The 7,998-nt window shown below is 73.8% G+C and carries 8 protein-coding genes; all 8 read right to left on the bottom strand.

Annotated features, from left to right (window positions below):
- Nucleotides 1-30 precede the first annotated feature (30 nt).
- Nucleotides 31-1,602, bottom strand: coding sequence for a flotillin family protein (locus tag ACQZ2A_RS18245; protein ID WP_430213928.1), 1,572 nt, complete (start codon nt 1,600-1,602; stop codon nt 31-33).
- 110 nt (nt 1,603-1,712) lie between these two features.
- Nucleotides 1,713-2,210, bottom strand: coding sequence for a hypothetical protein (locus ACQZ2A_RS18240; RefSeq protein ID WP_430213926.1), 498 nt, complete (start codon nt 2,208-2,210; stop codon nt 1,713-1,715).
- 114 nt (nt 2,211-2,324) lie between these two features.
- Entirely contained in the window at nt 2,325-2,549 is a 225-nt protein-coding gene (locus ACQZ2A_RS18235) for a hypothetical protein (protein WP_430213924.1), read from the bottom strand.
- Nucleotides 2,550-2,608: 59 nt separating this feature from the next.
- On the bottom strand, nt 2,609-3,508 hold the full coding sequence (locus ACQZ2A_RS18230) for a carbon-nitrogen hydrolase family protein (protein ID WP_430213922.1): 900 nt from the start codon (nt 3,506-3,508) through the stop codon (nt 2,609-2,611).
- The gene (locus ACQZ2A_RS18225) at nt 3,508-4,167 is read right to left on the bottom strand and encodes an SRPBCC family protein (RefSeq protein ID WP_430213920.1); all 660 of its coding nucleotides are present in this window, start codon (nt 4,165-4,167) and stop codon (nt 3,508-3,510) included. The genes ACQZ2A_RS18230 and ACQZ2A_RS18225 overlap by 1 nt, the downstream gene beginning before the upstream one ends.
- Complete coding sequence (cutA, locus tag ACQZ2A_RS18220; protein WP_430213918.1) at nt 4,164-6,569, bottom strand: aerobic carbon-monoxide dehydrogenase large subunit; 2,406 nt, start codon at nt 6,567-6,569, stop codon at nt 4,164-4,166. The genes ACQZ2A_RS18225 and cutA overlap by 4 nt, the downstream gene beginning before the upstream one ends.
- Nucleotides 6,566-7,078, bottom strand: coding sequence for a (2Fe-2S)-binding protein (locus ACQZ2A_RS18215; protein WP_430213916.1), 513 nt, complete (start codon nt 7,076-7,078; stop codon nt 6,566-6,568). Before ACQZ2A_RS18215 ends, cutA begins: the two co-directional genes overlap by 4 nt.
- A complete protein-coding gene (locus tag ACQZ2A_RS18210; RefSeq protein WP_430213914.1) occupies nt 7,075-7,956 on the bottom strand; it encodes an FAD binding domain-containing protein in 882 nt (293 codons plus the stop codon). Before ACQZ2A_RS18210 ends, ACQZ2A_RS18215 begins: the two co-directional genes overlap by 4 nt.
- Nucleotides 7,957-7,998 lie beyond the last annotated feature (42 nt).

The following is a 7,998-nucleotide window of genomic DNA, read 5'->3' as shown; positions in this document are numbered from 1 at the left end:
GGACGGGTCTTCTCGACGCGGGATGGCTCGTCAGGCCTTGGGGGCGTCGAGCGCCGGGACCACCTCGGCCGCCGCCGACGACGCCGCCGCCGACGACGGCGACACCGACGGAGCGACGCTGTCGGTCCCGGTGTACTTCTGGAGCAGGCTCTGCACGTCGATGCCGGTGGTGCTCTTGACCATCGCCATCGTCTGGGTCAGGTTGTCGGTCACCTGCTTCGGCAGCGCGGCGGCACCGTCGGTGGACAGCACCGTGAGCTGGTCGATGGAGGCCATCGGCGCCGCGAGCTCGCGCGCCACCTGCGGCAGCACCTCGACGAGCATCTGGAGCACGGCCGCCTCGTTGTACCGGGCGAAGGCGTCGGCGCGCTTGTTCATCGCCTCGGCCTCTGCCGCACCGGTGTTGAGGATGGCCGAGGCCTGCGCCTCACCCTCGGCGCGGGTGGCGTCCGCCTGGGCGACACGCAGCGCCTTGTCGGCCTCACCGCGCCGAGTGCCCTCGATGGCCTCGGCGTCCGCGAGCGCGGTGCGTCGGGCCTTCTCGGCCTCACCGGTGAGCCGGGCCTTCTCGGCGTCGGCCTGGGCGGCGGCGATGCTCGCGGCCTTGCGGGCCTCGGCCTCGGCGATGGCGGCGTTGCGGGAGGCCTCGGCCTCCTGCTCGACCCGGTAGCGCGCGGCGTCGGCGGGCTTGCGGACCTCGGTGTCGAGCTGGCGCTCCTTGAGCGCGGCCTGCCGGACGGCGACCTTCTCCTGCTCGGTGAGGATCGCCTGGTCGCGGTCGGCCTGGGCGAGCGGGCCGGCCGCGGCGGCCTGGGCCTGCGCGGCGTCGGTCTCGGCCTTGATCTCGGCGGTCTTCAGCGCGAGCTGGCGCTGGCTGACCGCGATCTCCTGCTCGGCGACGATGCGCGCCTGCTCGGCGGCCTGCCGGGCGTTGGCCTCGGCGATGGCGGCCAGCTGGCCCACCTTGGCCGACTCGGGGCGCCCGAGGTCGGAGAGGTAGGTGCCGTCGTCGGTGATGTCCTGGATCTGGAAGGTGTCGAGGACCAGGCCCTGGCCGGTGAGCGAGGACTCGGCCTCGTCGGCGACCCGCTGGGCGAACGCCGCGCGGTCGCGGATGATCTGCTCGACGGTCAGCGAGCCGACGATCGAGCGCAGCGAGCCGGCGAGCGTCTCCTGCGTGAAGGTCTCGATCTCGCCCTGCTGGGTGAGGAAGCGCTGGGCCGCGGCCCGGATGGAGTCCTCGTTGCCGCCGACCTTGACGATGGCCACGCCGTCGAGGTTGAGCTTGACGCCCTGCCCCGAGACGGCGCCACGGATCTGGACCATGATGCGGCGGCTCGACAGGTCGAGGATGTGCAGCCGCTGGACGAACGGGACGACGAAGATGCCGCCACCCATGACGACCTTCTGGCCGGACAGGTCGGTGGACATCTCGCCGGTCTCGGGGTTCTTCACCTCCTTGCCCTTGCGCCCGGTGACGATGAAGGCCTCGTTGGGCCCGGCCACGCGGTAGCGGGAGGCGATGACGAGGCCCGTGAGGACGACGAGGATGACGAGCCCGAGGACGGCGACGAGGCCGGCCGAGACGTCGAACCCGAACATGGTTCCTGACCTTTCAGGGGCACCGGAGGTGCCCCGGGTGTGTGTGGTGGTGTGTCGACGCGGCCGACGGTCCCCCGGTTCCGTCCGCCGGTGTGCGTCAGGGGAGTCGGTCAGCCCTCGCGGCGCGAGACGCGGACCGAGGTCGGGCTGAGGACGGCGGTGACGACGACGGCGGTGCCGCTGCCGAGCGGCTCGTCGGCGCGGGCGTTGAGCCGGGTGATGTGCCCCGCGGCGACGACGCTGACCATCCCGTACCCGTCGGCCGGCACGGGCTCGACGACGGTGCCGGAGAGCCCGACGAGGCCGGCGGAGCGCACCGTGGACTCGTCGCCGCCGCGCATCAGGCGCCGGCTGGCGTACCCGGCCCCCGCGGCGGCGAGCACCCCGGCGACCAGGCCGACGAGGATCGCGACCGGTCCGGACGCCCCGGCGCCGAGCACCAGGGCGCCGACGAAGCCGAAGGCCCCGAGGAACCCGGCGACGGCGAGGCCGGAGAGCAGGTCGGGGCCGACGCCGTCGAGGAGGCCGTCGACGACGTCACCGAGCACGAGTGAGACGAGCAGCAGGAGGATCCCCACGCCCCCGATGACGAGCATCGTGACCTGCATGCCTGCGTTCCTCCCCGGGTCCGGTGGCGCCGCGCGTCGCGGTCCTCCCGGTCGTGAGGGTAGCGAACGACCCGGCGGACCACCCGGGGTCGGCGGGATCCCGGCCGGACGGGCCTAGAGCTTGTGCAGCCGGCGGAAGGGGCTGGCGATCCAGGTGCGCTCGCCGCCGAACTCGACGACGACGGAGGTGGGGCCGACCTGGACGACGCGGCCGAGGCCGTCGGCGTCGTGGGTGACGCGGTCGCCGACGGCGAACACCGGCACCTCGGGCTCGGGACGGGCCGTGAAGGGGCTGCCTGCGGAGAACGTGGGCGCACCGGCGCGTCGCTGAGAGGTCACGTCTCAGTATGCGCCCTCCCGGGCGGCGACACGCCGGGCCACCCCTGCCCGGGTCGGGCTCAGGCGTGCGGGAACGAGGTCTTGGCCGGGGCCTCGAGGTCCTCGCGGTGGTTCCGGATCAGGTCGAGGTTGCGGTCGCGCAGGTGGTCGAAGCCCTGGGTGATGTTCGAGCCCGGTGTCAGGGAGGCCAGCGCCTCGGCGGGGTCGAGCCGGGCCGAGACCCAGCCCTCGTGCGAGGCGGCCTTGGCGACGATGTGGCCCACCGGCGTCACGACGTGGCTGTTGCCGAAGTAGTGCACGCCCGCGGCGTCGGTGCCCGTGGCGTTGGCACCGACCACGAAGACGTGGTTGTCGTAGGCCCGGGCCCGGGAGGTGAGCTCCCAGACGTCGGCCGAGCGCAGCAGCGCCGACGGCCGGGCGATCACCTCGGCGCCGCGGACGGCCTGGATGCGGGCCAGCTCGGGGTAGTCGCCGTCGAAGCAGATGATCATCCCGATCCGGCCGAGCTCGGTGTCGACGACGGTGACGGTGTCGCCGGGGGTCACCCAGCCGCCGCCGGCGACCGCCTCGGAGCAGAACGGATGCGTCTTGCGGTAGACGCCCCGGATCTCGCCCGCCGGGTCGACGAGGATCGAGGAGTTGAACACCGTCTCGGGGGTCGGGCCGCGCTCGTAGGTGCCCGCGACGAGGTGGATGCCGAGCTCGGCGGCGAGGTCGCACAGGCGCTGGGTGACCGGCCCGGGGACCTCGGAGACCAGCTCCCAGAGGTCCTCGGTGGGGATGCCGGGGGTGAAGCCGGTGGTGCAGGACTCGGGGAGGACCACGAGCTCGGCGCCGGTGGCCTCGACGCAGCGGCGCACGTACTCGATGCAGCGGTCGATGTTCCGCGTCACCGACTCGGCGGTCAGCGGGCCGGGGTGCGGGGCGACCTGGACCGCGGCGGCGGTGAAGGCGCGCATCAGGACCGCCGCCCCAGCAGCCGGCCGAGCGCGACACCCGCGAGGGCGAGCACACCGCCGACCAGGGCCGCGGCGAGGAGGTCGCGGGTGGGGGCGGCTCCGGCGGGGGCAGCCGACGCGGCCCGGCCGACGAACGTGGTGCCCACCGGTGTCTCGCCGGGTGACGCGAGGGCCTCCGTGGGGACGCCCGGCGGCGCGAGGACCGGGGTGGCGGGCCCGACACCGGCGATGTCGGCGTCGAGGGCGGTGAAGAACTGGCCGGCCATCTTGCGGGTGACGCCGGCGAGCATCCGCTGCCCGACGCCGCCGATGGTGCCGCCGACGGTGGCGTCCGCCTCGTACTCGAGCTCCGTGCCCCCGCCACCGGAGGGCGTGAGGTGCACCCGGACGTCGGCGTCGATCGTGCCCGGGGCGCCGGAACCGTTGGCGCGCAACCGCAGCGCCGATGGCTTCTCCATGTCGGTCAGCGACACCTCGCCGGTGTAGGTGCCCTTGATGGCGGCTACGCCGGCCGTGACGGTCATCGCGTACCGGTCCTCCCCGACGGTGGTCAGGGCCTCGCAGCCGGGGATGCAGCGGGCGAGGACGGCGGGGTCGAGGATCGCGGCCCACACGCGCTCGACGGGCGCCTCGAGGGTGGAGGTTCCGGAGATCTTCATGACGCACCTTCCTGTGCGGGAACGGTTTCGGCAGCGTGCTGGCGGCGCAGGTCCCACAGCGCGGCGGGGCTGATGGGCATCGAGCGGATGGGGAAGCCCTCGGCGTCCTCGAGGGCCGAGGCGATGACGGCGGTGACCGGGATGGTGCCCGCCTCGCCGGCGCCCTTGAGGCCGAGCGGGTTGAGCGGCGAGGGCGTCTCGAGGTGGTCGGTCTCGACGTGCGGTACCTCAGAGGCGTAGGGCATCAGGAAGTCCATGAACGAGGCGTTGAGGAGCTGGCCGCCCTCGTCGTAGACCATTCGCTCGTAGAGCGCCCCGCCGACGCCCTGCGCGACGCCGCCGTGGACCTGGCCCTCGACGATCATCGGGTTGACCATGACGCCGCAGTCGTGGACGACGCAGTAGCGCAGGATGCGGATCTCGGCGGTGACGGGGTCGGTCTCGACGACGGCGGCGTGCATGCCGTTGGCGAAGGTCGCCTGGGTGGGGGAGTAGAAGTCGCGGCCCTCGAGGCCGGGCTCGTCGTCGTCGGCGACCGGCGGCTTGTCGGGGTCGAAGGTGCCGGCGAACTGGGTGGCGGCCGCGGCCGAGGCGTCGAAGGCGTAGCGCAGCGGGTTGGAGAGGACGGCGACGGTACGCAGCTCGATGGAGGTGCCGGGGGCGCCCTTGACCGAGATGACTCCGTCGGCGATCTCGAGGTCGTCCGCGGAGACCTCGAGGGCGTCGGCGGCGATGCGCAGGGCCTTGTCGCGGACCACCTTGGCGGCGAGGGCGACGGCGTTGCCGGACATCACCGCGCCGCGGGAGGCGAAGGTGCCGACGGCGTACGGCATCCGGCGGGTGTCGCCGGTGGTGACGTGCACGTCGTCGAGCGGCACCCCGAGGGTGTCGGCGACGATCTGCGCCAGGACGGTCTGGTGGCCCTGGCCCTGGGTGGTCAGACCGGTGGCGACGTTGACCCGCCCGCTCGACTCGACCTGCACATGGCCGCCCTCGTAGGGGCCGACGCCCGTGCCCTCGACGTAGCAGCCGATGCCGAGCCCGACCGTGCGCCCCTCGCGCGCGGCCTGCTCGCGGTAGGCGGCGAAGTCGTCCCAGCCGACGAGCGCCTTGAGCTTGGCGAGGCTGGCGGGGAAGTCGCCGGAGTCGTACTTGAGCGGCCGGCCGTCCTGGAACATCAGGCCGTGGTCGTACGGCATCTCGTCGGGCTGGATGAAGTTGCGGCTGCGGACCTCGGTGCGGTCGAGACCGAGGTGGGCGGCGATGGCGTCCATCGTGCGCTCCATGGCGTAGCAGCCCTGCGGGCGGCCGGCGCCCCGGTAGGGCGTCACGAGAACGGTGTTGGTGTACATCGACCAGAACTCGACCCGGTAGGCGCCCGGCTTGTAGGGGCCGAGCAGCTGGGTGGCGCTGATGATCGGGACGATGATGCCGTAGGGCGTGTAGGCGCCGTTGTCGTGCCAGAAGCGGACGTCGAGGGCGAGCAGCCGGCCGTCGTCGTCGAACCCGACCTCGACCTCCTGGAGCTGGCCGCGCTCGTGGGCGCTGGAGACGAAGTGCTCGCGGCGGTCCTCGGTCCACTTGACGTCGCGGGCCAGCCGGCGGGCCGCCCACGGGACGAGCACCTCCTCGGGCCAGGGGTGGACGATCTTCACGCCGAAGCCGCCGCCGACGTCCGGGGTGACGACCTCGACCTTGGCCAGCGGCATCCCGAGCTTGGCGGCGACGGCCGCGCGCACCCCGGTGCTCGTCTGCGTCGAGGAGTAGAGGCGCAGCGACTCGTCGTCGGCGTCCCAGCGGGCGAGGACGCCCTTGCCCTCCATCGGCATGCAGGCGCTGCGCTCGATCTCGAGCTCGAGGGTGAGCCGGTTGGGCGCGAGGGCCATGGCGGAGTCGACGTCGCCGACCTCCTGGCGCAGGTTCGCCGAGACGTTGCCGGGGACGTCGTCGTGCACGAGCCGGCCTGCGGCACGGGCGTTCTCGATGCCCACCACCGCGGGCAGCGTCTCGTAGCGCACGGTGATGCGGGCGCAGGCGTCCTCGGCGACGTACCGGTCCCGGGCGACGACCATCACGACGGCCTCGCCGACGTGGTTGACCTCGTCCCTGGCCAGGCAGTACCCGGTGCGGGCGTGGGTCATCGCCGGGTGGGGGATCAGCACCGGCAGCGGCTCGGCGACCCGGCCGTCGAGGTCCTCCCAGGTGTAGACCGCCTCGACGCCGTCGAGCTCCCAGGCGTCGGCGATGTCGACGTCGAGCACGCGGGCGTGCGCGTGCGGGCTGCGGACGAAGGCGGCGTGGAGGGCGCCGGCGCCGAGGTCGTCGACGTAGCGGCCGTTGCCGGTGAGGAGGCGCGGGTCCTCGCGGCGCTGGACGCGCTCGCCGACCTGACGGGTGGTCATCGAGGACCCTCGCCGCGCTCGCGGCGGATGTCGGCGGCGCGCAGGACGGCGCTGACGATGTTCTGGTAGCCGGTGCAGCGGCACAGGTTGCCCGAGATGGCCTCGCGCGCCTCCTCGGCCGAGGGCGACGGGTTCTCGTCGAGGTACGCGGTGATGGTGGTGATGAACCCCGGTGTGCAGAAGCCGCACTGGAGCGCGTGGCACTCGGCGAAGGCCTGCTGCACCGGGCTGAGCGCAGCGGGGTCGTGGCCGATGCCCTCGACGGTGGTGATGTCGTGGGCCTGCGCGGTGACGGCGAACATCAGGCAGGCCCGGGCCGGTTCGCCGTCGACGAGGATGGTGCAGGCGCCGCACACCCCGTGCTCGCAGCCGACGTGCGTGCCGGTGAGGCCGAGGTCGTGGCGGAGGAAGTCGGAGAGCAGGCGGCGGGCCGGGGCGGTGGCCGTGCGGTGGACCCCGTTGACGCGCAAGGTGATCGAGAGCTGCTGCTCGGTGACCGGCTCGGTCATGCCGCTCCCTCCACGTGGTCCGGGCGGTCCGAGGCGGCCTCGCGCAGGGCGCGGCGCGTGAGCTCGGTGGCGAGCATCCGGCGGTACTCGGCGCTCGCGTGGATGTCGGTCTCGGGGTCGACGTGGGCGCGGGCGAGCTCGGCGGCGGCGTCGAGGGGGAGGTCGGCGAGCGGGTGCCCAGCGAGAGCCGGTGCGAGGTCGAGGACGTCGGGGACCGGGGTGACCGAGACGAACGACGCGGTGGCCGTGGTGACGACGTCGCCGTCGGTGCCGAGCGCGACGGCCACGCCGGCCAGCGCGTAGTCGCCGGAGCGGCGGGCCGACTCGAGGAAGGCGGTGCGGGTGCCGGGGGTGAAGCATCCGAAGCGCACGGCGACGACGAGCTCGTCTGCGCCCAGCGTGGTCTCCAGCGGGCCGACGAAGAAGTCGCCCGCGGGGACCTCGCGCGGGCCCCGCGGTCCCACGACCTCGACGACCGCGCCCGTGAGCACGGCGACGGCGGGCATCTCGCCGGAGGGGTCGGCGTGTGCGATCGAGCCGACCGAGGTGCCGCGCGAGCGGACGGCGGGGTGGGCGACGTTGCGCACGGCCCGGCGGAGCAGGGGGAGGGCGGCGTGCGCGCCGTCGTGGCGCTCGAGCCCGGCGTGCCGCACGAGCGCGCCGACCCGGACGTGGCCGTCGCTCACCTCGACGGTGTCGAGCCCGGGGACCCCGTTGACGTCGACGAGGTGGCCGGGGGAGGCGAGGCGCATCGAGAGCAGGGGGATCAGGCTCTGCCCGCCGGCGAGCACCTTGCCGTCGTGCCCGACCTCGCCGAGGACGGCGACGGCCTCCTCGACGGAGCGCGGCGCGTGGTGGACGAAGGGGGCGGGCTTCACCTGGTCGATCCTGCCTCTCGGACGGGGGTCGCGGAAGGGTGC

Origin of the sequence: Phycicoccus avicenniae (genome assembly GCF_050496545.1) — a bacterium.
GTDB classification, from domain to species: domain Bacteria; phylum Actinomycetota; class Actinomycetes; order Actinomycetales; family Dermatophilaceae; genus Phycicoccus; species Phycicoccus avicenniae_A.
Note: the sequence above shows the minus strand (reverse complement) of the source record. Positions and strands in the feature narration are given on the sequence as shown.